Source organism: Pseudomonas sp. LFM046 (assembly GCF_000949385.2).
In the GTDB taxonomy this organism is placed as follows: Bacteria; Pseudomonadota; Gammaproteobacteria; order Pseudomonadales; family Pseudomonadaceae; genus Metapseudomonas.
Window position 1 is genome coordinate 5,569,865 of the sequence record NZ_JYKO02000001.1, and the last position, 23,650, is coordinate 5,593,514.

The following is a 23,650-nucleotide window of genomic DNA, read 5'->3' on the forward strand; positions in this document are numbered from 1 at the left end:
CCAACTGACGCTTCGCGGCGATTTTTGACGCAGCCGGGCCGACACACAGCAGTTTCCACAGCGGTTCTTGGGGTATACTCGCCGCCAGCTCCCTGGTGTGTTGGCCAGTCGGTGATGTCCCTGAGCCGATATATGCAACCACGGGGGTTGCAAGTTGGGGCCGGTGTGCATGTCCGCCTGACGGAAAGCCTTAACGCCTCCTGCATCCTCCACCTTGAACTTTCGGGTTCAAGGGCTAACCCGACAGCGGCACGACCGGGGAGTCTACTTTCTTCATGATCTGCGCCGGTTCCCACTCCCGCCAGACTCTGCGCCGCCTGCTACGCCAGGCCCGCCGCGCCCTTACCCCCCTCCAGCAGAAAAAAGCCGCCAGGGCCCTCTACCGCCAGCTTGCGCAGGATCCGCTGTTCCGCCGCGCGCGGCATGTTGCGCTCTACTTGCCGACCAACGGCGAGATCGACCCGCGCCCGCTGCTGCGCGAGGCCCAGAGCCGGGGCAAGCGCGCCTACCTGCCGGTGCTCAATGCGTGGCCACGGGAGAAGATGGTGTTCCAGCGCCTGCTGCCGGGCGAGAAGCTGCTCAAGAATCGCTTTCGGATTCTCGAACCGCGCGCCAATCCGGCGCAGCAGCGCAAGGTCTGGGCACTGGATCTGGTCATGCTGCCGCTTGTCGGCTTCGATGAATCCGGTGGCCGCCTGGGAATGGGCGGCGGCTTCTACGACCGCAGCCTGGCCTACCTCGCGCGCCGCCGCCAATGGCGCAAGCCAACGTTGCTGGGCCTGGCGCACGAATGCCAGAAGGTGGACAGGCTGGAACTGGCCGACTGGGACGTTGCCTTGCAGGCGACGGTAACGGACAGGGGCTGGTACGTGGGACGCTGACGACGGCACCGCGATCCTTGCGGTGCCAGCCGGATCGGGGTCAGGGCTGTTGAGTCAGGTTTGTGGGCGCACCGCTCTGGCGTTCCCAAAGGCTTTGGGTGTAACCGGTGGTAACCACACCCAGACCGAAAATAATGACCAATACCCAGAGGATGTCTGGCTTGCGTTTCATCGATTGCCTCCCCCTTGCAGGCAAACTTCGCGCGATGACCGATGGCGAGTTGTTGTTTTGATTGGACCGTACGGCGGCGTGCAGCTTAAAGCGCGGCATTTTCCGGCAACGTGAGCGAACACGCAATTTATGACGCCAACCGGCTGTCGGCCCGCCCCAAGGCTTCGATGCCCCGATTTAGGACGAACGCACAGGAGCAAAGTTCATGCCTTTCTGGCTGATGAAATCCGAACCCGACGAGCTTTCCATTCTCGACCTGAAACGGCTGGGCAAGGCCCGCTGGGACGGCGTTCGCAATTACCAGGCGCGCAACTTCATGCGCGCGATGCGTCCCGGCGAGCTGTTCTTCTTCTATCACTCCAGCTGCCCCGAGCCGGGCATCGCCGGCATCGCGCGGATCGCCGGCGAGACCTACCCGGACCCCACCGCGCTGGACCCGCAAAGCCACTACCACGACCCCAAGGCCAGTCCCGAGAAGAATCCCTGGAGCGCACTGGACGTGGAGTTCGTCGAGGCCTTCCCCCAGGTCATCCCCCTTGCCGACTTGCGGCAGCAGGCCGTGCTTTCGGGCATGCCCCTCGTGCAGAAAGGCAGCCGCCTGTCGGTGATGCCCGTGACCGAGGAAGAATGGGCCGGCGTACTCGCCCTGCGTTGAGTCGCAGATGGCCCTGTGCTATGACGGAGGAGAATCTCCCGGGGCGCACCCATGCCGCACTCTCATCCCGCCTGGCTGGTCCGTACGACACTCGCCCTGCTGCTGTTGGCGCTGTGTGGCACCAGCCTGTTGCTCTGGAGCCAGTTGGAAGATGCCCAGCAGGAGCGCATTCGCGACCGTGTTGGCTACCAGGCGCGGGCCCTGGCCACCAAGCTGGAAAGCAACCTGATCGATGAGGTCGAGGACCTGCGCCGCATAAGCGTGCTGTGGAACCATCGCGGCCGGCTCCCTCAGGATGAGTGGGCCCTGGAAGCCAACTTCGCCCTGGAACACTTCCCCGGCTACCAGTCCATCCAGTGGATGGGCGCCGACCTGCGCATGCGCTGGGTGCTGCCGGAAAAAGGCAACGAGGCCGCACACAGCTTCCGCCTGACCCGCAATCACCCCAACTTCAACCTCGCCATGCAGGCCAAGGCCAGCGGCGAGGCGCAGATGTCCAACAGCTTCGCCCTGGTCCAGGGCGGGCGCGGTTTCATCCTCTATACCCCGCTCTACATCAGGGACGAGCAGAGCGACCGGACCTTCGACGGCTTCCTCCAGGGCGTGTTTCGCGTCGAGCCCCTGATGGACAAACTCCTGGCCGATCTCGACAACCAGGACTTCAGCGTATTGCTGCTGGAGTCCGACCGGCCCATCTACCGCCAGCGGCAGCCGGAAAGCCTGGACAACCTGAGCCAGCGCGTGCCCCTGCACCTGCTCAACAACAGCAACTTCGCCCTGCAGCTCTCCCCCACCCGCAAGCTGGTGGAAGAACTCAGCTCGCCGCTACCCCAGGTGGTCCTCGGCGCCAGCCTGCTCTCCAGCCTGTTGCTGGTGGCGGCCCTGGCCCTGGCCCTGGACAACGCACGCCGGGCCAGCGCCCTGCACGCCGGCTATCAACGCCTGAACGAAGAAGTCAGCCAGCGCGAGCATGCCGAACAGGACCTGCGCGAGAGCCGCGAACGCCTGCAGCTGGTGCTCGACCTGACTGATTCCAGCGAAGACGGCCTGTTCATCTTCGACCTCGCCAGCCGCGAGGTCCTGCACATGAACCAGGCCACCTACGCCGGCCTGGGCTACAGCGCCGAAACCTTCCGCCAACTGCTGAAGGAAGATCCGGAGCAGTTGCTGCCCGGCTTCCACACCTGGCTGGAACTGGTGCGCCAGGCACACCGGGACGGTGAATCGAGCATCTTCCAGCGCGAAATGCGCCGGGCCGACGACAGCCTCCAGGCGGCGGAGATCAGCGCCCAACTGGTGCGCCTGAACGACCGCGACTACCTGATCGGCGTCTCCCGCGACAATCGCGAGCGGCTGGAACTGGAGGCGCGCCTGCAGCGACTCTCCCAGCAGGACGGGCTGACCGGGCTCTACAACCGGCGCTACTTCGACCGCCAGCTCACGGGTGAATGGCGGCGCCTGCGCCGGCTCGGCGCGCCCCTGGCGCTGCTGATGCTGGACGTGGATCACTTCAAGGCGTTCAACGACAGGCTCGGCCACCAGGCCGGTGACGATGCGCTGCGCCGGGTTGCGCAAGCACTGCAGCGGAGCCTGCAGCGGGAAGGCGATGTGGCGTGCCGCTACGGCGGAGAGGAATTCGCCATCATCCTCGCCAACACCGCAGAGGACGGTGCGCGGCACGTGGCGGACCGGGTGATGGCGGAAATCGCGGCACTCGACATCGACCATCCGACCAGCCCCGAGGGGCGCCTGACCCTCAGCATCGGCATCGCCATTTCCGACCCGGCCCGCGAGGACCAGCCCGACAGCCTGGTATCACGCAGCGATGCCGCGCTCTACCGGGCCAAGCACGAGGGGCGCAATCGCACCTGCCTGTGGGAGAAGGCTCAGGGCTGAACGATCAGGTTGTTGAATAGCAGATCGTCCACCAGGGGCTGCCCTTCTTCGGTGTTCAACACCTGCTGCACCTGCTTGAGGGCTTCCTGGCGGAGCTTTTCCTTGGCGTCGGAAGAGTTCAGGGTGTCGTCGGTCTGCTGGGAGAAGAGCATCACCAGCTGATTGCGGATCAGCGGCTCATGGCGGGTGACCTTCTCTTCGGCCTCAGGACCGGTGACCCGCAGCGAAATGTCGGCCTTGTAGTACTTCAGACGCGGGCCGGCGCCGTAGTTGCCCACCAGGGCAGGCACCAGATCGATATAGGCCACCTTGGGCGCCTCACCTTCCTTGGCTTCCTCCTCCTGGGCCATGGCCAGCAGGGGAAGGGTCAGGGCCAGCAGCAACGCAGTCAGTCTTTTCACCAGGGTCATCCTCAGCACGAATGGCGCCTAGCATAGCTACAGCCGAAGCCGGCCCCAAGACCTCCGTTTATGCAGGTCCATCAGGCTCAGCCATGCTGATTGACCGCCCCTGCCCCCCACCTACACTGCAAGGCCACATGCCCGGGGCCAGCGCCCCACGCCTAGGAGCTCCGTGATGAAAGCCGTCCTGTGCAAAGCCTTCGGTCCCGCCGATACCCTGGTGCTGGAGGAAGTCGCCAGCCCCGAACCCAAGAAGAATGAGGTGCTGATCGATGTACACGCCGCGGCGGTCAATTTCCCCGACACCCTGATCATCGAGGGCAAGTACCAGTTCAAACCGCCCTTCCCGTTCTCCCCGGGCGGTGAAGCGGCCGGCGTGGTCGCCGCGGTGGGCGAGAAGATCAGCCACCTCAAGCCCGGTGACCGGGTGATGGCACTGACCGGCTGGGGCAGCTTCGCCGAACAGGTGGCGGTGCCGTCCTACAACGTGATGCCGATTCCGAAAGGCATCGACTTCAATTCCGCCGCCGCCTTCGGCATGACCTATGGCACCTCGATGCACGCCCTGAAGCAGCGGGCCCATCTGCAGCCCGGCGAAACCCTGCTGGTGCTCGGTGCCTCCGGCGGCGTCGGCCTGGCAGCGGTGGAGATCGGCAAGGCCATGGGCGCGCGGGTTATCGCCGCCGCCAGCAGCGCGGAAAAGCTGGAAGTGGCCAAGGCCGCCGGCGCCGACGCGCTGATCAATTACAGCGAGGAGAACCTCAAGGACCGGGTCAAGGAACTCACCGGCGGCCAGGGTGCCGACGTGATCTACGACCCGGTGGGTGGCGACCTGTTCGACGCCGCGGTGCGCGCGATCAACTGGAACGGCCGTCTGCTGGTGGTGGGTTTCGCCAGCGGTCGCATCCCGGAGCTGCCGGTGAACCTCGCCCTGCTCAAGGGTGCCTCGGTGGTCGGCGTCTTCTGGGGCTCCTTCGCCCAGCGCCAGCCGCAGGACAACCTGGCCAACTTCCAGCAGCTGTTCGCCTGGTACGCCGAAGGCAAGCTGAAGCCGCTGGTGTCCCAGACTTTCCCCCTGGAGCGCGCAGCCGATGCCATCAACGCCCTGGCCACGCGTCAAGCGGTGGGCAAGGTGGTGGTCGAAGTCCGCTGATTGCCTGGCGGCTACCGAAGCGCAAAAAAAGCCCCGCTCTGGCGGGGCTTTTCTGTGCGCGTACGCTGGCGGCTCAGATGCTCAAGCCGACCGCATGGGTTTCGCTCCGCTCGCGGAGCGCCGCCCGACCCACCCTACGAATCGGCGCAATATTTCGGAATGGCGTGATCCTTACTTTTCGACGTTTCCGGCGAGCGCCTATCGCCCACCTGACTCGGAACAGTCCCCTCTCCCTTCAGGGAGAGGGAACGGATTCGCGCCTCAGCTGTAAAGCGACTTGAACCGCTCCCGCAGCACATTCTTCTGCACCTTGCCCATCACATTGCGCGGCAGGGCGTCGACCACCACCACGCGCTTGGGCTGCTTGAAGCGCGCCAGCTTGCCGTCGAGGCCGGCGAGGATTTCCGCCTCGCTCGGGGTGTGGTCCTTGGTCGCCACCAGCACAGCGGTGACACCCTCGCCGAAGTCCGGGTGCGGCACGCCGATCACCGCCGATTCGGCCACGCCCGGCAGGGTGTCGAGGATCTGCTCCAGCTCCTTCGGGTACACGTTGTAGCCGCCGCTGATGATCATGTCCTTGCTGCGGCCGACGATCTGCACGTAGCCCTTGTCGTCGATGAAGCCGATGTCACCGGTCATGAAGTAGCCGTCCGCGCGCAGCTCCTCGGCGGTCTTCTCCGGCATCCGCCAGTAGCCCTGGAACACGTTGGGCCCACGTACTTCGATCATCCCCGGCTCGCCCTTGGGCAGCAGGGTCGGCTCGGCCACGCCGGGGTCGGTGATGCGCAGCTCGACGCCCGGCAGCGGAAAGCCGACGGTGCCGGCGATGCGCTCGCCATCCAGCGGGTTGGAGGTGTTCATGCCGGTCTCGGTCATGCCGTAGCGTTCGAGGATGTCCATGCCGGTGCGCTCGAAGAAGGCCTTGTGGGTCTCGGCGGTCAGCGGCGCGGAGCCGGAGATGAACAGGCGCATGTGCGCCACCGCCTCGTGGGTCAGGCCGGCCTGGTCGAGCAGGCGGGTATAGAACGTCGGCACGCCCATCAGCAGGTTCACCTGCGGCAACAGGCGGAGGATTTCCGCGGCGTCGAATTTGCTCAGGAACAGCATCGAACCGCCGGCCATCAGCAGGCTGTTGCAGGCCACGAACAGGCCGTGGATATGGAAGATCGGCAGCGCGTGGAGCAGCCAGTCGCTGGGGCTGATCTTCCAGTAGTCCACCAGCGCGCGGGCGTTGGAAACCAGGTTGCCGTGACTGATCATCGCGCCCTTGGAGCGCCCGGTGGTGCCGGAGGTGTAGAGGATCGCGGCGAGGTCGGAGGCGGCGCGCGGCACGTCGGCGAAGCGCCCCGGCTTGCCCTCCACCGCGTCCATCAGCGAGCCGTCACCGGCATCCCCCAGGGTCGCCACCTTCGCTACGCCACTGGCCTGCGCCAGCTCGCGGGCCTGGGCTTCGAAGGCCGGCGCGCAGACGAACAGCGAGGGCTCGGCATCGTCGAGGAAGTAGCGCAGCTCCTCGCCGGTGTAGCCGCTGTTGAGCGGCAGGTAGACCGCGCCGACGCGCAGGACGGCGAGGTAGAGCATCACCGTCTCGGGGCTCTTGTCGACCTGCACGGCGACGCGGTCGCCCGGCTGCACGCCGAGTTCCACCAGCGCGTGGGCGAACTGCGAGGTGCTGCGCAGCATCTCGGCGTAGCTGTAACCGCCGCCGTCCGGGATACGGATAAAGGGTTTGGAAAGGTCGCTGGGCAGGTGATTGCTGACTTCGGCGAAAAGGCTCTGGTTCATGGGTGAGTCCTAGCGTTTTGTTTTGGCCGACAGGGTCGCCAGCTTGCGGACTTCCGCAGAGGCCGTGACCGCGCCCTGGTTGGCGTAGGCTTCGTGGTTCTTTTCGATCTGGCGCAGCTCGTAGCGGTAATTGACCATCAGCCCGGCAGCCTGGCGCAGGCCGCTGGCCGAGAGATCGCCGCGCCAGTTGAGGCGTTCCAGGCGGGCACCGTTGCCGAGGTGGAAGCGCGCCACCGGGTCCAGCGGCTGGCCGGCGCCGTTCTTCGCATGCAGGAAGTACTCGGCGGCCAACGCCAGCAGCGGCTCTTCCAGACGCGGCGGTGGCGGTGCGTCCGGCTTGAGCGCTTTCAGGCATTCGGCGGCGGCCGCGCCCAGTTGCGCGTCGTCACCCAGGCCATTGATCCAGCGCCGGAAGCCGGGCACCGGTGAGAGGGTGACGAACTGGCGCAGGCCCGGGACTTCCCGCGCCAGCTCCTCCACCACCTGCTTGATCAGGAAGTTGCCGAACGAGATGCCGCGCAGGCCGTCCTGGCAGTTGCTGATGGAATAGAACACCGCCGTGTCCGGTGCCTCGGCGGGCTGCGCCTCCGGGGGCTGCTCCAGAATGTCGGCAATGGCGCCGGGCATGCTTCGGGTCAGCGCCACCTCGACGAAGATCAGCGGCTCGTCGGCCAGCGCCGGGTGGAAGAAGGCGAAACAGCGGCGGTCGGCCGGCTGCAGGCGGCTGCGCAGGTCGTCCCAGTCCTTGATCGCGTGGACCGCCTCGTAGCGGATGATCTTTTCCAGGATCGACGCCGGGGTCGACCAGTCGATCCGCCGCAGCACCAGGAAGCCCCGATTGAACCAGGAGGCCAGCAGGTGCTGCAGGTCGTGGTCCACCGCTGCCAGTTCGGGCCGGCCCTTGAGTTCCTGCAGCAGCAGGCGGCGCATGGCGATCAGCTCGGCGGTACCGCCCGGCGCCTGGTTGAGGCGGCGGAACAGCTCCTGGCGCGGTGGTTCGCTGGCCTGGAACAGCGCGGTGGTGTTGCTCGCGGATGGATCGTCGAGATAGCGCTGGCAGGCTTCGGCCAGCGTCTCGTGGGGCGGTGCGAAGTCACTCAGCAGGGTGTCGAAGAAAGCCTTCTGCACCGCCTCCGGGCAGTCGCGGTAGGCGCACAGTACCTGCCGCGCCAGCGCCACGCCCGAGGCCTCGCCATGGCTGGAGATCAGCTTGCGGCTGGCCTCGGCCAGCGCCTGGGCGTTGCCCGGCGCCGGGTCGCGCGATTCCAGCAATTGCCGGCCGCGCTCGGTGATGCTTTGCAGCAGTTCCTGGAAGAAGCTGATGTTCATGCGTCCCCCTTTCTAGCGAATGTTCAGCCCCGCGCCAGCAGCGGCGGCGGGCAGCGCTGGTACCAGCGACTGGCCTGTTCGTAGGCGTGCGCCAATTGCAGCACGGCGAGGTCAGCCTGGTGCCGGCCGATGATCTGCACGCCCATGGGCAGGCCTTGTTCATTGAAGCCGACCGGCACATTGGCCACCGGGCAACCCGACAGCGTGGCGGGAATCACCACCTCCATCCAGCGGTGGTAGGTGTCCATCGATTTACCGGCGATTTCCTTCGGCCAGTCCCAGGTCTTGTCGAACGGGAACACCTGGGCGCTGGGCAACAGCAGGTAATCGTAGCGCTCGAACAGCTGGCTGATCGCACGGTACCAGTCGCTACGCGCCACCGAAGCGCGGAACACGTCCATGGCCGACAGCTTCAGGCCGTTCTCCACTTCCCAGATGGCTTCGGGCTTGAGCAGCTCGCGTTTGGCCGAGTCGGAGTACGTCGCACCCAGCGAACCGGCGACCATCCAGTGGCGCAGCGTGCGCCAGGTGTCCCAGAGACGCTCGGCGGAAAAGCCCAGCGCAGTGTCTTCGACCTGGCAGCCGATGGCCTCGAAGTCGGCGAAGGATTTGCGGCACAGCTCCAGCACGCCGCGCTCCATCGGCAGGTGACCGCCAAGATCGCCCAGCCAGCCGAGGCGCGCGCCCTTGAAGTCGCGCTCCAGGTTGCCGGCAAACTGTTCGCCGGTTTCAGCAATGGACAGCGGCGCACGGGCATCGCCACCGGCTTGCACCGACAACAGCAGCGCCACATCGCGCACGCTGCGGCCCATGGGGCCTTCGTAGCCGAGCTGGTCGATGAACAGGTCGGCGCTGTCGTCGAACGGCACCCGGCCCTGGGACGGACGGAAGCCGACGATGTTGTTGTAGGCGGCCGGGTTGCGCAGCGAGCCCATCATGTCGCTGCCGTCGGCCACCGGGACCATCTGCAGCGCCAGGGCCGCCGCCGCCCCGCCACTGCTGCCACCGGCGGTGCGCTCCGGCGCGTAGGCGCAGCCGGTGACACCGAAGATCGGGTTGTAGCTGTGGGAGCCGAGGCCGAATTCGGGGGTATTGGTCTTGCCGATCAGGATCGCGCCGGCGGCGCGAATGCGCTCGACCATGATGCCATCGCGCTCAGGCACGTAGTCGCGGTACAGCGGTGAGCCAAGGGTGGTGCGGATGCCCTTGGTCAGCGAGAGGTCCTTGATCGCGTGCGGCAGGCCATGCATCCAGCCTCGGTATTGGCCGCGCGCCAGCTCGGCGTCGCGCTGGTCCGCCTCGGCCAGCAGGGTTTCCGCCGGCTGCAGGCTGACGATGGCGTTGACCGCCGGGTTGTAGCGCTCGATCTGCTCAAGATGCGCCTGCATCACTTCGCGGCAGGACACCTGGCGCCGGCGGATGCGCTCGGCCAGTTCGTGGGCCTGGAGCTGGACGAGTTCGCGGTTGTGGTTGTTCTGGCTCATGGAACGAGGCCTTTTTCATCAGGGCTTCCCGCAGGCGGGAAGATTCGGTCGGGTTCAGCGGCCCCACCTGCGTGGCGGGGCTTTTCTGCAGTCGGTCCGGCTTTCCCCGGGCCGAGCGATGCCACCGCGCCTGTGTGCGGACGCGTGCATCGCTGGTCCCTGGGGTCCCCTGGGCGGGGATCAGCGCATCAGGTTGGTCCAGATCCGGTCGGCCAGGCGGATCGCGCCTTCGCCGCAGGTCTTGCTGAACACCACTTTGGTGCCTTCGGGGATGTGCAGTTCCGGCGCATCCTTCAGGCTGGCATCGAGGAAAGGCTCCACACCCTTGATCGGGCTCTGGTGCTTGAGGAAGTTCTGGGTCATCGCCGCGTTTTCCGGCTGGCTGAGGAAGGCGATGAACTTCTTGGCGTTCTCCGGGTTCTTTGCGCCGGCGGGGATCACCAGGTTGTCCACCCAGGCCATCACGCCCTCTTTCGGGTAGAGGTACTTCAGGCTCGGCTTCATCTCACGCGCACGCATCGACGAGCCGCCCCAGAACATCGACATGTCGATCTCGCCCGAGGCCAGGTTCTCGCGGATCGAGCCGGCCTTGGAGCTGTAGGTCTTCACAAAGGGCTTCTGGTTCTTCAGCAGGGTCAGGACCTGTTGCATCTGCTTGGGGTCCTCGCTGCACAGCGGGATGCCCAGGTAGAGGCTGGCGGTGTCGATCACCTCGCTGGCCGAGTCGAACATGTTGATCCGGCCCTGCAGTTCCGACGACGGAGTGAACAGCACCGAGTAGCTGTCCGCCGGTCCGCTGTATTTGGCGCTATCGAGCACCACGCTGGTGGTGCCCCAGATGAAGGGCACCGAGTAGGCGCCTTCCGGGTCCCAGGTGGGCTTCTTCAGGTTGTCTTCGACATTGGCGTAGTAGGGCTGGCTGACCGGATCGAAGCGCTCCAGCAGTTTTTCCTGCACCAGGATCGGCACGAACTGGTGCGAGGGGATGGCCACGTCGTAGCCGGTGCCGCCCTGTTTCAACTTGGCCAGCAGGGTCTCGTTGGAATCGTAGGAATCCACCGTGACCGTGATGCCGGTTTCCTTCTGGAACTTCTCCAGGATCTGCGGCGAGAAGTAGCCGCTCCAGCTCACCACGTTCAGTTGTTCGGCGGCGTGCGCGTTAGCCACCAGGCCCAGCGTCAGTGTGGCCCCTACAGCAGCGATCAGTTTGCTCATCTTATTCTCCGGAAGTGGCTCAGGCTTTCTTCTTGCCAAGCAGGTAGGACAGCGTTACGAACAGCACGGAAACACCGAGGATCAAGGTCGAGACCGCATTCACGTCGGGCGTCACGCCCATCCGCAGCAGACCGAAGATGAAGATCGGCAAGGTGGTGGTGCCGGCCTGGGAGACCATCATCGAGATCACGAAGTTATCCAGCGACACGATGAAGGCCAGCATCAGCCCGGAAACGATCCCCGGCGTCAGCAGCGGCAGGGTGACCTTGCGGAAGGTCCGCCAGGGGCCGGCGTAGAGGTCAGAGGCGGCCTGTTCCAGGGACAGGTCCATGTCGTTCAGCCGGGCACGGATCGGCAGGTAGGCGAACGGGATGCAGAACACCGTGTGGGCGATGATCAAGTTGCCGTAGCCCAGCGACAGGCCGAGGGTGGAGAACAGCGCCAGGGTGGCGACGCCGACCACGATCTCCGGCAGCACCAGCGGCAGCATGATCGCCCCCATGGACAGGCGCAGGCCCTTGAACTTGGCCCCACGCGAGGTGCCGAGCGCGGCCAGGGTGGCGATCGCGGTGGCGACCACGCTGGCGCACACGGCGATCAGCAGGCTGTTGCCGGCGGCCTGGCGCAGCGCCTGGTTGGCGAAGGCGGCGCGGTACCAGTCGAGGCTGAAGCCGGTCCACACGGTGGCGGACTGGTTGGCGTTGAACGAGAGCACCACCAGCACCACGATGGGCGCGTAGAGGTACAGGTAGAACAGGAAGCTCAGCCCGCCGAAGCCGGGGAAGTCCTGCACGCCGAGACGGCGGTTGCGCAGCAGCGAAAGCATCATTCACCTCCCCGGGCGATACGCAGGCGCTCGGCGCGCATCGCATAGAACATCAGCACCAGCATCACCGCAGCCATCAGCACCAGCGACAGGGCGGCGCCGAAGGGCCAGTTCCGCGCATCGCTGAACTGCCGGAAGATCAGGTTGCCGAGCATCATCTTGGTGCCGCCGCCGAGCAGCTCGGGGGCGATCATCGCGCCCAGGCAGGGCACGAAGGTGAGGATGGCGCCGGCCAGAATCCCCGGTCGGGCGATCGGCAGGACCACCTTGCGCAGGGTGCGCAGGCGCCCGGCGTAGAGGTCCTGGGCGGCTTCGAGCAGGCGCATGTCCATCTTCTCCAGGGTGGAGTAGATCGGCAGCACCACGAAGGGCGCATAGGTGTAGACCAGCCCGAGCAGCACCGCGCCGTCGGTGTACAGCAGATTCAGCGGCTGATGGATCAACCCCAGGCTCATCAGCGTGCCGTTGACGACACCGGTGCCGCGCAGCAACAGGATCCAGGCGTAGGTGCGGATCAGCAGGTTGGCCCAGAACGGCACGGTGATCAGGAAGATCAGCAGGCCACGGCGGTGCGCCGGCTGCATCGCCAGCCAGACCGCCACCGGAAAGCCGACCAGCAAGGTGATGAGCGTGGTCGCGGCGGCGATGCCGATGGAGCGCAGGGCGATCACCAGGTAGGAATCGGCGAAGGCCAGGCTGTCGTCCAGTTGGCGCTCGAACAGCAATGAGATGTAGGCGTCGATGCTGAAGTGTTGGTTCACTCCACCGTAAGGGTTGGCCTGCATCAGCGAGTAGGCGATCACGATGAAGATCGGCACGATCAGGAACAGCCCGATGGAGACCAGCGCGGGCGACACGCCGAGGAAGCTCCTCAGCGCCTTGCGCCGCTCCAGCGAGCCGGCGGCAATGTGGGTCATCTGGTTCATGCTCACCCCCGCTCAGTCCAGCAGGACGCTGGCGCTGCCTTGCTCGAACAGCAGACCGGCCCGCTGCCCGGGCACCAGGCGCTGCCGCTGGCCCGCGCTGTTGGGTGCGCGCACGGTAAGGCGGGTGCCGTCGGCCAGGATCACCTGATACTGCAGGTCGGTGCCCAGGTAGATCTGCGCGGCGACGCTGCACGGCGTGGCGGCCGGCGTGCCTTCGGCCACCAGTTGCAGGCGCTCCGGACGGATCGACAGGGTCACCTCGGCGCCGGCAGTCAGGCCTTCGCGGATGCCGGCATCGATCAACTGGCCGCCGGGGATGCGGTACTGCGCCTGCTCGCCCGTGAGGGTCTCGACGCGGGCCGGGAGGAAGTTGGTCTCGCCGATGAAGTCCGCGACGAAGCGGTTGCGCGGATGCTCGTAGATGTCATCCGGCCGGCCGACCTGCTGCACCTCGCCGTCGGAGAGCACGGCGATGCGGTCGGACATGGTCAGGGCTTCTTCCTGGTCGTGGGTGACGAAGATGAAAGTGATGCCGGTCTTCGCCTGGATCGCCTTCAGCTCCTCGCGCATGGCCTGGCGCAGCTTGAGGTCGAGCGCCGACAGCGGCTCGTCGAGCAGCAGCACCTTGGGATGCGGCGCCAGCGCACGGGCCAGGGCGACGCGCTGCTGCTGACCGCCAGACAACTGGGTCGGCTTGCGCTGGGCGAAGCGCTCCATCTGCACCAGGGCGAGCATCTCGCGGACGCGCTCGGCGACTTCCGCCTTGCCCATGCGCTTGCCCATCGGATGGGATTCCAGGCCGAAGGCCAGGTTCTCGGCGATGGTCATGTGCGGGAACAGCGCATAGTGCTGGAACACGGTGTTCACCGGACGCTCGAAGGGCGGGCGATCGGCGATGTTCTCGCCGTACAGCCGGATCTCCCCGGAGGTGGGAAATTCGAAGCCGGCGATCATGCGCAGGAGGGTGGTCTTGCCGCAGCCGGACGGGCCGAGCAGGGTGAAGAATTCGTTGTCGCGGATGTCCAGGTCGACGCATTTCAGCGCAACGGGACCGCTGGCCGGATCGCCGTAGACCTTGCGCACGGAGCGGATCGAGACCGCTACCGTCTGCAGGCTGTGCAGGGCACTCATGTGAAACCTCCGGTTCCTTCCCCACTGATGGGTGGGGGGTCTTGTATTTGTTCTGGCAGGACTAGAGAAACGCCGGATGCAGCGTTGGCCGTGTTATCGGCCCCGATTGTCGTGGTGCTGCTGGGAGGGATATTCGAAGAAAGGCAGTTGAGCGAAAAGCTCAATTTTCTTACATTCGGTATTAAAAAAACTAACAGCTCTCACCGAGGTTCCGGCCCATGTCCATCCAGCGCCTTCCCCCGCTCAATGCCGTCCGCGCCTTCGAGGCGGCCGCCCGGCTGGGCAGTTATGTCGCGGCCTCCAAGGTGCTGCATGTGACACAGCCGGCCATCGGCCGCCACGTGAAGCTGCTGGAGGACTGGCTGGGCGTTCAGCTGTTCGAGCGCACCCCGCGCGGCGTCAGCCTGACCCCGGCCGGGCAGCGTTACTACGCGAAGATATCCACAGCCCTGCAGCAGATCGCCGACGCCGGCCACGAGCTCGCCCCCGGCGGCACGGCGCGCTGGCTGAAGATCATGGTGGTGCCGGCCTTCGCCAAGCGCTGGCTGATGCCGCGCCTGGAAAGCCTGCGTCAGCAGCGGCCGGGGCTGAAGGTCGCGGTCGAGCCCAACCCGACCTTCACCGAGGTGGACGGCAAGATTGCCGACCTGGGCATCGTCTACGGGCTGCCGGGGGTCTATCCGCAGTGCCACAGCACCCTGGTGCGCCCGGCGGTGTTCCCGGTCTGCTCACCGTCCTACCTGGCCGAGCACGGCGCGCTCGCCAGCGTGGGCGACCTGGCACGGCACAAGCTGATCCACGTGGACGACGGCGAATGGTGGAACCTCTGGTTGTCCACCGTCGGCCTCGCGCTTCGGGTGAGTTCGGATGTGCTCTACGTCAGCAATGACCACGCCCTGTCGATGGCCGAGTCCGGCCACGGCATCGCCCTGGCCAACGCGGTGCTGGTGAAGCACCAGTTGGCAGCCGGCACCCTGGTGCGCCCCCTGGCAGAGGAAGTGCAGCTGGAGAGCTATCAGCTGCTGCTGCCCCCGGGACCGGTGAGCGCCGACGTGGAGTGGTTCGAAGGCTGGATTCGCGCGGCGCTGCAGGAGGAGTTTTCAACCAGCACGGGCCGCGTGACCGAGTCGACTGAATAACTAGGCGAGGCGTCCCAACAACTTTCCGCGGTTGAATCAGCCGCGCGGGGCGTAGGCGAAGACGTCGGCGCGCATCTGATGGGAGTCCATCCCGGCTGCCACCAGGGCATCCAGAGTGGCGTAGACCATGGCGGGCGAACCGCTGGCGTAGACGTGCAGGTTGCGCAGGTCGGGGAAGTCTTCACACACCACTTCGTGCAGCATCCCGCAACGGCCCTGCCATCCGCACTGGTCGCTGACCACCTTGTGCAAGACCAGGTTGTCCAGGCGCTGCCAGTCCTCCCAGTGGGCCAGCTGGTAGAAGTCTTCCGGCTGGCGCACGCCCCAGTAGAGGTGAACCGGGTGCTTGAAGCCGGTAGCGCGGCAGTGCTCGATCAGGCTGTGCATCTGGCCCATGCCGGTGCCGGCGGCGATCAGCACCAGCGGGCCGTCGGGCAGCTCCGCCAGGTGGGTATCACCGAAGGGCATCTTCACCCGCGCGAAGCGGGTGCGCTGCAGTTGTTCCAGCAAGGCGACGGCGCTGTTCTCGCGGCCGAGGATGTGCAGTTCGATGTCGCGTCCGGCGCTGGGCGCCGAGGCCATGGAGAAGGCCGAAGACTCGCCGTCCTCACGTTCGATCAGCAGGTACTGCCCGGCGTGGTAGCGCAGCGGTTTGCCGGCCGGGGCACGCAGGCGCACGCGCCAGACATCGCCCCCCACCGGCACGCATTCGCTGAGCTGGCAGCTCAGCGAGCGCACCGGCAGTTCGCCCAGGGCCAGCACGCCGTCCCAGTGCAGCACGCAGTCTTCCAGGGGTTCGGCCAGGCAGGTGAAGAGTTCGCCCTGGGTCAGCTCGGCGCCGTTCTGGCGCACCCGCCCCTCCACCAGCAGGGCCGCGCAGATATGGCAGTTGCCATTGCGGCAGCTTTGCGGGCAGTCGTAGCCGAGCCGGCGCGCCGCATCCAGGATGCGCTCGTTGGGAGCGGTCTGGATGACCGCGCCGGAGGGTTGCAGGGTGACGCGCATCAATCGATTCCCAGAGAAGACCACAGCTCATCGACGCGGCGCTTGACCGCTTCGTCCTGGACGATCACCCGGCCCCATTCGCGATTGGTCTCGCCGGGCCACTTGTGGGTGGCGTCCAGTCCCATCTTCGAACCGAGGCCGGAGATGGGCGAGGCGAAGTCCAGGTAATCGATCGGTGTGTTGTCGATCATCACCGTGTCGCGCTTGGGGTCCATTCGCGTGGTGATGGCCCAGATCACGTCGTTCCAGTCCCGCGCATTGACGTCGTCGTCGGTGACTATGACGAACTTGGTGTACATGAACTGTCGCAGGAACGACCAGACACCCAGCATTACGCGCTTGGCGTGGCCCGGGTACTGCTTCTTCATGGTCACCACCGCCATGCGGTAGGAGCAGCCTTCCGGCGGCAGGTAGAAGTCGACAATCTCGGGGAACTGCTTCTGCAGTATGGGCACGAAGACTTCATTCAGCGCCACGCCGAGGATGGCCGGCTCATCCGGCGGCCGACCGGTATAGGTGCTGTGGTAGATCGGCTTCTGTCGACGGGTGATGCGCTCGACGGTGAACACCGGGAAGCTGTCCACCTCGTTGTAGTAGCCGGTGTGGTCGCCATAGGGCCCCTCGTCAGCCATCTCGCCGGGATGGATCACCCCTTCGAGGACGATCTCGGCACTGGCCGGCACCTGCAGGTCGCTGCCACGGCATTTCACCAGTTCGGTGCGGTTGTCCCGCAGCAGGCCGGCGAAGGCGTATTCGGAAAGGGTGTCCGGCACCGGGGTGACGGCACCGAGGATGGTGGCCGGGTCGGCACCCAGCGCCACGGCGACGGGGAATGGCTGGCCGGGGTGCTTCGCGCACCACTCGCGGTAATCCAGCGCGCCGCCCCGGTGGCTCAGCCAGCGCATGATCACCTTGTTGCGGCCGATCACTTGCTGGCGGTAGATGCCGAGGTTCTGCCGCTCCTTGTTCGGGCCACGGGTGACGGTCAGGCCCCAGGTGATCAGCGGCGCGACGTCGCCGGGCCAGCAGGTCTGCACCGGCAGCTTCGAGAGGTCGACGTCATCGCCCTCCTCCACCACTTCCTGGCAGGGGCCATCCTTCAGCACCTTGGGCGCCATGGCGATGACCTTCTTGAAGATCGGCAGCTTGGACCAGGCGTCCTTCAGCCCCTTGGGCGGCTCGGGCTCCTTGAGGAACGCCAGCAACTTGCCGATTTCCCGCAGCTCACCGACGTCCTCGGCACCCATGCCGAGCGCCACGCGGCCAGGCGTACCGAACAGGTTGCCGAGCACCGGGATATCGAAACCGGTGGGCTTTTCGAAGAGCAGCGCCGGGCCTTGCTTGCGCAGGGTGCGGTCGCAGATTTCGGTCATTTCGAGGACCGGGGAAACCGGGGTAGCGATGCGTTTGAGCTCGCCACGCTGTTCCAGGCCGCTGATGAATTCGCGCAGATCGCGATACTGCATGCTTGAGCCTCTTGGGGCGTGCAGGTCGGGGCGCAAAGTTTAGCGCCGAACAAGGTTATTCAGAAGGACGAATGGCCAGTACAGAAACGCAAAGGCCGGGTTTCCCCGGCCCTTGTGGCACATCCAAGACTTACTTGCGCTTCATCGACAGGAAGAATTCGTCGTTGGTCTTGGTGTCTTTCAGCTTGTCGATCAGGAACTCGATGGCGGCGATCTCGTCCATCGGGTGCAGCAGCTTGCGCAGGATCCACATGCGCTGCAGTTCGTCCTCGGCAGTCAACAGCTCTTCGCGGCGGGTACCGGACTTGTTGATGTTGATGGCCGGGAACACGCGCTTCTCGGCGATGCGGCGGTCCAGCGGCAGTTCCATGTTGCCGGTGCCCTTGAACTCTTCGTAGATGACTTCATCCATCTTCGAGCCGGTTTCGACCAGCGCGGTGGCGAGGATGGTCAGCGAGCCGCCTTCCTCGATGTTGCGCGCGGCGCCGAAGAAACGCTTGGGCTTCTCCAGGGCGTGGGCGTCGACACCACCGGTGAGCACCTTGCCGGAGCTCGGGATCACGGTGTTGTAGGCACGGGCCAGACGGGTGATGGAGTCCAGCAGGATGACCACGTCCTTCTTGTGCTCGACCAGGCGCTTGGCCTTCTCGATCACCATCTCGGCAACCTGCACGTGGCGGGTCGGCGGCTCGTCGAAGGTGGAGGCGACCACTTCGCCGCGCACAGTGCGCTGCATCTCGGTCACTTCTTCCGGACGCTCGTCGATCAGCAGGACGATCAGGTGGCACTCGGGGTTGTTGCGGGTGATGTTGGCCGCGATGTTCTGCAGCATGATGGTCTTGCCCGCTTTCGGCGGTGCCACGATCAAGCCGCGCTGGCCTTTGCCGATCGGAGCGCAGAGATCGATCACGCGGCCGGTGATGTCTTCGGTGGAGCCGTTGCCGGCTTCCATCTTCAGACGCTCATTGGGGAACAGGGGCGTGAGGTTCTCGAACAGAATCTTGTTCTTGGCGTTCTCGGGGCGGTCGTAGTTGATGGAATCGACCTTGAGCAACGCGAAGTAACGCTCGCCTTCCTTCGGAGGACGAATCTTGCCGACTATGGTGTCGCCGGTACGCAGGTTGAAGCGACGGATCTGGCTCGGGGAAACATAGATGTCGTCCGGGCCGGCCAGATAGGAAGAGTCGGCGGAGCGCAGGAAGCCGAAGCCGTCCTGCAGAATCTCCAGCACGCCGTCACCGGAGATCTCCTCGCCGCTTTTTGCGTGCTTTTTCAGCAGGGCGAAGATGATGTCCTGCTTGCGCGAACGGGCCATGTTCTCGAGGCCCATGGCTTCGGACATTTCCAGAAGTTCGCCAATCGGCTTTTGCTTGAGTTCGGTCAGATTCATAGGAATGACGTAGATAGAAATGGGGAAGGGAAAGCGTTGAGCTTTTTAGGCCGCGCCGCAGAGAAGGCGACAGGATCGCTGTGCTTATTCGAATTTGGAGTGCGTCGGCGACGGCGTGGAGGGCTGCGTAGAAAAAGCAGCGGTCCGAATTTAACACCGGGAATTCGGAGAGTCCAGTACCGCCCAATGAAAAAGCCCCGCATTTAGCGGGGCTTCTCCGGGACGCTTCTGATGGGCTTCCGGCACTGCCGGAAACCGCGCTGGATCAGATGTTGGCGTCGAGGAAGGCAGCCAGTTGGGACTTGGACAGGGCGCCTACCTTGGTGGCTTCGACGTTGCCGTTCTTGAACAGCATCAGGGTCGGGATGCCACGCACGCCGTACTTCGGCGGGGTGTCCTGGTTCTCATCGATGTTCAGCTTGCAGACTTTCAGCTTGCCCTGATAGTCCTTGGCGATTTCGTCGAGGACAGGGGCAATCATCTTGCACGGACCGCACCACTCGGCCCAGTAGTCAACCAGCACCGCGCCATCGGCCTTGAGCACATCTTGCTCGAAGCTGGCATCGCTGACATTGGTGATGAATTCGCTCATGGAAGTTTCTCCGTGGTTCGGAAGCGGAAAAGTGGAGCAATCATATCCCGGCTTCTCCGGGACCGAAAGCAGCGGCCGATTGAGCTTTGCTATGGCGTGATCGGGTAAAACTGATGAATGCGGTCCGCCGCGTCATTTCGTCACCCCGACGATTGCCCTTCCGGCGATTCCCCGGCCCGGACAGCGCGCGACTGTCATATCCCACCTATATTGTGGTCAGCCAGCCATTTGCCAGATGAAACCGCGACCCGCACCGCCCTACCCGGCCCGCGCGTGACTGGTACGCCAGTACCTCGATTCGCGTTGGCTCGACCGGGCAACCATGGCAGGATTGCGCGGTTCAGCCTCGAGACCCGAAACCATGCCGCAAAAGCCCGCCGAAATTCCCTCCCTGATCGCCGCCATCGACCTCGGTTCGAACAGCTTCCACATGGTGGTGGCCAAGGTCGATCACGGCGAGATCCGCATCCTGGAACGACTCGGCGACAAGGTGCAGCTGGCAGCGGGACTGGACGAGCAACGCAACCTCAGCGAAGAGTCCATGCTACGCGGCCTCGAATGCCTGCGCCGCTTCGCCCAGATGATTGCCGGCCTGCCGGAAGGCGCGGTCCGCATCGTCGGCACCAACGCCCTGCGCGAAGCCCACAACCGTGCCGAGTTCATCCGCCGTGCCGAGGAAGTCCTCGGGCATCCGGTGGAAGTCATCTCCGGCCGTGAAGAAGCGCGCCTCATCTACCTGGGCGTTTCCCACACCCTGCCGGACGCCCCCGGTCGCCGCCTGGTGGTGGACATCGGCGGCGGCAGTACCGAATTCATCGTCGGCCAGCGTTTCGAATCGCAGCTGCGGGAAAGCCTGCAGATGGGCTGCGTCAGCTACACCCAGCGCTATTTCCGTGACGGCAAGATCACGCCGGCACGTTATGCACAGGCCTACACCGCCGCACGCCTGGAGTTGATGGGCATCGAGTACAGCCTGCGCCGCCTCGGCTGGCAGGAAGCCGTGGGCGCCTCCGGCACCATCCGTGCGGTGGGGCTCGCCATCCAGGCCGCGGGCCTGGGCAGCGGCGAGATCAACCCGGAAGGCCTGGCCTGGCTCAAGCGCAAGCTGTTCAAGATCGGCGATGTGGAGAAGCTCGACCTGGACGGCATCAAGCCCGATCGCCGCCCCATCTTCCCCGCCGGCCTGGCGATCACCGAGGCCCTGTTCGAGGCCCTCGAACTCAAGCGCATGACCCACTCCGAAGGCGCCCTGCGCGAAGGCGTGCTCTACGACCTGCTGGGCCGCCACCACCATGAGGACGTGCGTGAACGCACCCTGAGCGCGCTGATGGAGCGCTGCCACGTGGACCTGGAGCAGGCCGCACGCGTCGAAGCCAAGGCCCTGTCCGCCCTGGAACAGGTCGCCGACAGCTGGGGGCTGGACGATGACTGGCACCGCGACCTGCTGCTGTGGGGGGCGCGCATCCACGAAATCGGCATGGACATCGCCCATTACCACTACCACAAGCACGGCGCTTACCTGATCGAGCACTCGGACCTTGCCGGTTTCTCCCGCCAGGACCAACTGATGCTGGCCCTGCTGGTGCGCGGCCACCGCCGCAACATCCCCAAGGACCGCTTCGCCGAGTTCGGCGAGGAAGGCGTGAAGCTGCTGCGCCTCTGCGTGCTGCTGCGCTTCGCCATCCTCTTCCACCACATCCGTGGTACTTCGGCCATGCCCAGGGTGAAGTTGCACGCCTCGAACAACACGCTCGAGGTGCAGTTCCCCGAAGGCTGGCTGGAAGCCAACCCGCTGACCCAGGCGGACTTCGAGCAGGAAGCCGCGTGGCTGAAGCGCATCGAGTTCGAGCTGAAGGTCAGCTGATCACTCGCCAGGCGGAGGAGGTCCACGCAGCGGACGTCCTCCAGGCCGAGTTATCCACAGCATGAAAAACGGGGCCCGAAGGCCCCGTTTTCATTTCCGCGATCAGCGAGCGCTGATGGGCGGGTTGGTCAGCTTGTCCAGCAGCGTGGCCTGGGCATTGCGCGAGTTCTGATTGCCGCTCGGGCTGTTGCGCAGGTAGCGGCCGTCCGGCTGCAGCACCCAGCTCTGGGTGTTGTCGGTGATATAGGCCTCCAGCTCCTTCTTCACACGCGTGAGCAACTTCTTGCCCTCCACCGGGAAGCAGGTCTCGACGCGCATGTCGAGGTTGCGCTCCATCCAGTCGGCACTGGAGAGGTACATCTTCTCGTCGCCGTCGTTGAGGAAGTAGTAGATGCGGCTGTGTTCGAGGAAGCGGCCGATGATCGAGCGCACCTGAATGTTGTGGGACACGCCGGGAATACCCGGACGCAGGCAGCACATGCCACGCACCACCAGGTCGATACGCACGCCACTCTGGCTGGCTTTGTACAGCGCGCGGATGACCTTGGGATCGGTCAGCGCGTTGACCTTGACCATGATGTGCGCCGGTTTGCCTTCGCTGGCGTGCTGGGCCTCGCGAGCGATCATGTCGAGCAGCGTCTTCTTCAGGGTGAAGGGCGCGTGCAGCAGCTTCTTCATGCGCAGGGTCTTGCCCATGCCGATCAACTGGTTGAACAGCTTGTGCAGGTCCTCGCAGAGCGCATCGTCGGCGGTGAGCAGGCTGTAGTCGGTGTACAGGCGCGCGTTGCCGGCGTGGTAGTTGCCGGTGCCGAGGTGGGCGTAGCGGCGCAGTTCACCATTCTCGCGACGCAGGATCAGCATCATCTTGGCGTGGGTCTTGAAGCCCACCACGCCGTAGATCACCACGGCGCCCGCCTGCTGCAGGCGGCTCGCCAGCTGCAGGTTGGATTCCTCGTCGAAGCGCGCGCGCAGCTCGATCACCGCGGTGACTTCCTTGCCGTTGCGCGCCGCTTCCACCAGGGAGTCGACGATCTCGGAGTTGGCGCCGGCGCGGTACAGCGTCTGCTTGATGGCCAGGACGTTAGGGTCCTTGGCGGCCTGGCGCAGGAAGTCCACCACCGGGGTGAACGACTCGAAGGGGTGCAGCAGCAGGATGTCCTGCTTGCCCACCACGTTGAACAGGTTCTCGGCCTTCTGCAGCAACTTGGGAATCAGCGGCGTGAAGGACGCGTGCTGCAGTTCCGGGTGGCTTTCCAGACCGGTGATGCTGAACAGGCGGGTCAGGTTCACCGGGCCGTTGACCTGGTACAGCTCGCTCTCGGCGAGACCGAACTGCTTGAGCAGGTAGTCCGAGAGATGTTTCGGGCAGGTATCGGCCACTTCCAGGCGCACGGCGTCACCGTAGCGGCGCGAGAACAGTTCGCCGCGCAGGGCGCGCGCCAGGTCGTCGACGTCTTCGGTGTCCACCGAGAGGTCGGCGTTACGGGTCAGGCGGAACTGGTAGCAACCTTTCACCTTCATGCCGGGGAACAGGTCATCGGCGTGGGCGTGGATCATCGAGGACAGGAAGACGAAGTTGTCCCCCGGCCCGCCGATATCCTCGGGAACACGGATCACCCGCGGCAGCAGGCGCGGCGCCGGGATGATGGCGAGGCCCGAGTCGCGACCGAAGGCGTCCACGCCTTCCAGCTCGACGATGAAGTTGAGGCTCTTGTTCACCAGCAGCGGGAAGGGGTGCGTCGGGTCCAGGCCGATGGGGGTGATGATCGGCGCGATCTCGTCGCGGAAGTAGCGGCGCACCCAGCTCTTCAGCTTGGTGGTCCAGTAGCGGCGGCGGATGAAGTTGACCTGATGCTTGGCCAACTCCGGCAACAGGATGTCGTTGAGGATGCTGTACTGGCGAGCGACCTGCTCGTGTACCAGCTCGCCGATGCGCGCCATGGCCTGATGCGGCAGCAGGCCGTCAGCACCCGCCTGCTCGCGGGCGAAGGTGATCTGCTTCTTCAGGCCGGCGACGCGGATCTCGAAGAACTCGTCGAGGTTGCTGGAGAAGATCAGCAGGAACTTCAGACGTTCCAGCAGGGGATAGGACTCATCCAGCGCCTGTTCCAGCACGCGAATGTTGAACTGCAGCTGGGACAGTTCACGGTGGATGTACAGGCTGGTGTCATCCAGGCTCGGTATCACCAGGGGAGCCGGTGCGGGCGCCGGGACCGGCACCGCGTCGACGACGGGTACCTCCGGAGCCGACGGCGCCACCGGGAGTTCGGTGGCTTCCGTCAAGGGTTCGAGCAATGCGCTGGGGTTGAGTCCTTCGGTGTTCATCTGCAGTTCCTGGGG

At 65.2% G+C, this 23,650-nt stretch carries 20 protein-coding genes and 1 other RNA gene; 7 read left to right on the forward strand and 14 right to left on the reverse strand.

Annotated features, from left to right (window positions below):
• Nucleotides 1-86 precede the first annotated feature (86 nt).
• Nucleotides 87-266: non-coding RNA, 6S RNA (ssrS, locus tag TQ98_RS25595), on the forward strand.
• Nucleotides 267-275: 9 nt separating this feature from the next.
• A complete protein-coding gene (locus TQ98_RS25600; RefSeq protein ID WP_044873141.1) occupies nucleotides 276-881 on the forward strand; it encodes a 5-formyltetrahydrofolate cyclo-ligase in 606 nt (201 codons plus the stop codon).
• Nucleotides 882-921: 40 nt separating this feature from the next.
• On the opposite strand, the gene TQ98_RS28295 is transcribed toward TQ98_RS25600, so the two are convergent.
• On the reverse strand, nucleotides 922-1,053 hold the full coding sequence (locus TQ98_RS28295; RefSeq protein ID WP_277949298.1) for a hypothetical protein: 132 nt from the start codon (nucleotides 1,051-1,053) through the stop codon (nucleotides 922-924).
• A gap of 205 nt (nucleotides 1,054-1,258) precedes the next feature.
• On the opposite strand from TQ98_RS28295, the gene TQ98_RS25605 reads away from it, so the two are divergent.
• Nucleotides 1,259-1,708, forward strand: a complete 450-nt coding sequence (locus TQ98_RS25605; RefSeq protein ID WP_044873142.1) for an EVE domain-containing protein — start codon at nucleotides 1,259-1,261, stop codon at nucleotides 1,706-1,708.
• A 51-nt stretch (nucleotides 1,709-1,759) separates the two neighbouring features.
• A complete protein-coding gene (locus TQ98_RS25610; protein WP_044873143.1) occupies nucleotides 1,760-3,604 on the forward strand; it encodes a diguanylate cyclase in 1,845 nt (614 codons plus the stop codon).
• Here TQ98_RS25610 and TQ98_RS25615 read toward each other — a convergent pair.
• Nucleotides 3,595-4,005, reverse strand: a complete 411-nt coding sequence (locus TQ98_RS25615; protein ID WP_044873458.1) for a flagellar basal body-associated protein FliL — start codon at nucleotides 4,003-4,005, stop codon at nucleotides 3,595-3,597. The genes TQ98_RS25610 and TQ98_RS25615 overlap by 10 nt on opposite strands.
• A gap of 175 nt (nucleotides 4,006-4,180) precedes the next feature.
• Between TQ98_RS25615 and TQ98_RS25620 the strand changes: the two genes are divergently transcribed.
• Nucleotides 4,181-5,158 (forward strand): NADPH:quinone oxidoreductase family protein, encoded by a 978-nt coding sequence (locus TQ98_RS25620; RefSeq protein WP_044873144.1) that lies wholly within the window; start codon nucleotides 4,181-4,183, stop codon nucleotides 5,156-5,158.
• A 261-nt stretch (nucleotides 5,159-5,419) separates the two neighbouring features.
• Here the strand turns inward: TQ98_RS25620 and TQ98_RS25625 are convergent, their stop codons facing one another.
• The 7 genes from TQ98_RS25625 to TQ98_RS25655 form a co-directional block, all read right to left on the reverse strand.
• A complete protein-coding gene (locus TQ98_RS25625; RefSeq protein ID WP_044873145.1) occupies nucleotides 5,420-6,943 on the reverse strand; it encodes a malonyl-CoA synthase in 1,524 nt (507 codons plus the stop codon).
• A 9-nt stretch (nucleotides 6,944-6,952) separates the two neighbouring features.
• Nucleotides 6,953-8,272: a malonyl-CoA decarboxylase gene (locus TQ98_RS25630; protein ID WP_044873146.1), complete on the reverse strand. Its 1,320-nt coding sequence runs from the start codon at nucleotides 8,270-8,272 to the stop codon at nucleotides 6,953-6,955.
• Between the two features lie 23 nt (nucleotides 8,273-8,295).
• A complete protein-coding gene (locus tag TQ98_RS25635; RefSeq protein WP_044873147.1) occupies nucleotides 8,296-9,756 on the reverse strand; it encodes an amidase in 1,461 nt (486 codons plus the stop codon).
• 180 nt (nucleotides 9,757-9,936) lie between these two features.
• Entirely contained in the window at nucleotides 9,937-10,971 is a 1,035-nt protein-coding gene (locus TQ98_RS25640; RefSeq protein WP_044873148.1) for an extracellular solute-binding protein, read from the reverse strand.
• A 19-nt stretch (nucleotides 10,972-10,990) separates the two neighbouring features.
• Nucleotides 10,991-11,797: an ABC transporter permease gene (locus TQ98_RS25645; protein ID WP_044873149.1), complete on the reverse strand. Its 807-nt coding sequence runs from the start codon at nucleotides 11,795-11,797 to the stop codon at nucleotides 10,991-10,993.
• Nucleotides 11,797-12,714: an ABC transporter permease gene (locus tag TQ98_RS25650; RefSeq protein WP_103103180.1), complete on the reverse strand. Its 918-nt coding sequence runs from the start codon at nucleotides 12,712-12,714 to the stop codon at nucleotides 11,797-11,799. The genes TQ98_RS25645 and TQ98_RS25650 overlap by 1 nt, the downstream gene beginning before the upstream one ends.
• Nucleotides 12,715-12,735: 21 nt before the next feature.
• Nucleotides 12,736-13,854, reverse strand: a complete 1,119-nt coding sequence (locus TQ98_RS25655) for an ABC transporter ATP-binding protein (protein WP_044873151.1) — start codon at nucleotides 13,852-13,854, stop codon at nucleotides 12,736-12,738.
• 218 nt (nucleotides 13,855-14,072) lie between these two features.
• Between TQ98_RS25655 and TQ98_RS25660 the strand changes: the two genes are divergently transcribed.
• Nucleotides 14,073-14,993, forward strand: a complete 921-nt coding sequence (locus TQ98_RS25660) for a LysR substrate-binding domain-containing protein (RefSeq protein WP_044873152.1) — start codon at nucleotides 14,073-14,075, stop codon at nucleotides 14,991-14,993.
• A gap of 36 nt (nucleotides 14,994-15,029) precedes the next feature.
• On the opposite strand, the gene TQ98_RS25665 is transcribed toward TQ98_RS25660, so the two are convergent.
• From TQ98_RS25665 to trxA, 4 genes are all read right to left on the reverse strand, one after another.
• On the reverse strand, nucleotides 15,030-15,998 hold the full coding sequence (locus TQ98_RS25665) for a CDP-6-deoxy-delta-3,4-glucoseen reductase (protein ID WP_044873153.1): 969 nt from the start codon (nucleotides 15,996-15,998) through the stop codon (nucleotides 15,030-15,032).
• Nucleotides 15,998-17,464: a 4-hydroxy-3-polyprenylbenzoate decarboxylase gene (gene ubiD / locus TQ98_RS25670; protein ID WP_044873154.1), complete on the reverse strand. Its 1,467-nt coding sequence runs from the start codon at nucleotides 17,462-17,464 to the stop codon at nucleotides 15,998-16,000. The genes TQ98_RS25665 and ubiD overlap by 1 nt, the downstream gene beginning before the upstream one ends.
• A gap of 130 nt (nucleotides 17,465-17,594) precedes the next feature.
• Nucleotides 17,595-18,854, reverse strand: coding sequence for a transcription termination factor Rho (gene rho / locus TQ98_RS25675; RefSeq protein ID WP_044873155.1), 1,260 nt, complete (start codon nucleotides 18,852-18,854; stop codon nucleotides 17,595-17,597).
• A gap of 265 nt (nucleotides 18,855-19,119) precedes the next feature.
• Nucleotides 19,120-19,446, reverse strand: coding sequence for a thioredoxin TrxA (gene trxA, locus TQ98_RS25680; protein WP_044873156.1), 327 nt, complete (start codon nucleotides 19,444-19,446; stop codon nucleotides 19,120-19,122).
• Nucleotides 19,447-19,807: 361 nt separating this feature from the next.
• Between trxA and ppx the strand changes: the two genes are divergently transcribed.
• Complete coding sequence (gene ppx, locus TQ98_RS25685) at nucleotides 19,808-21,310, forward strand: exopolyphosphatase (RefSeq protein ID WP_044873157.1); 1,503 nt, start codon at nucleotides 19,808-19,810, stop codon at nucleotides 21,308-21,310.
• Between the two features lie 102 nt (nucleotides 21,311-21,412).
• Here the strand turns inward: ppx and ppk1 are convergent, their stop codons facing one another.
• A complete protein-coding gene (gene ppk1, locus TQ98_RS25690) occupies nucleotides 21,413-23,635 on the reverse strand; it encodes a polyphosphate kinase 1 (RefSeq protein ID WP_044873158.1) in 2,223 nt (740 codons plus the stop codon).
• Nucleotides 23,636-23,650: the final 15 nt, after the last annotated feature.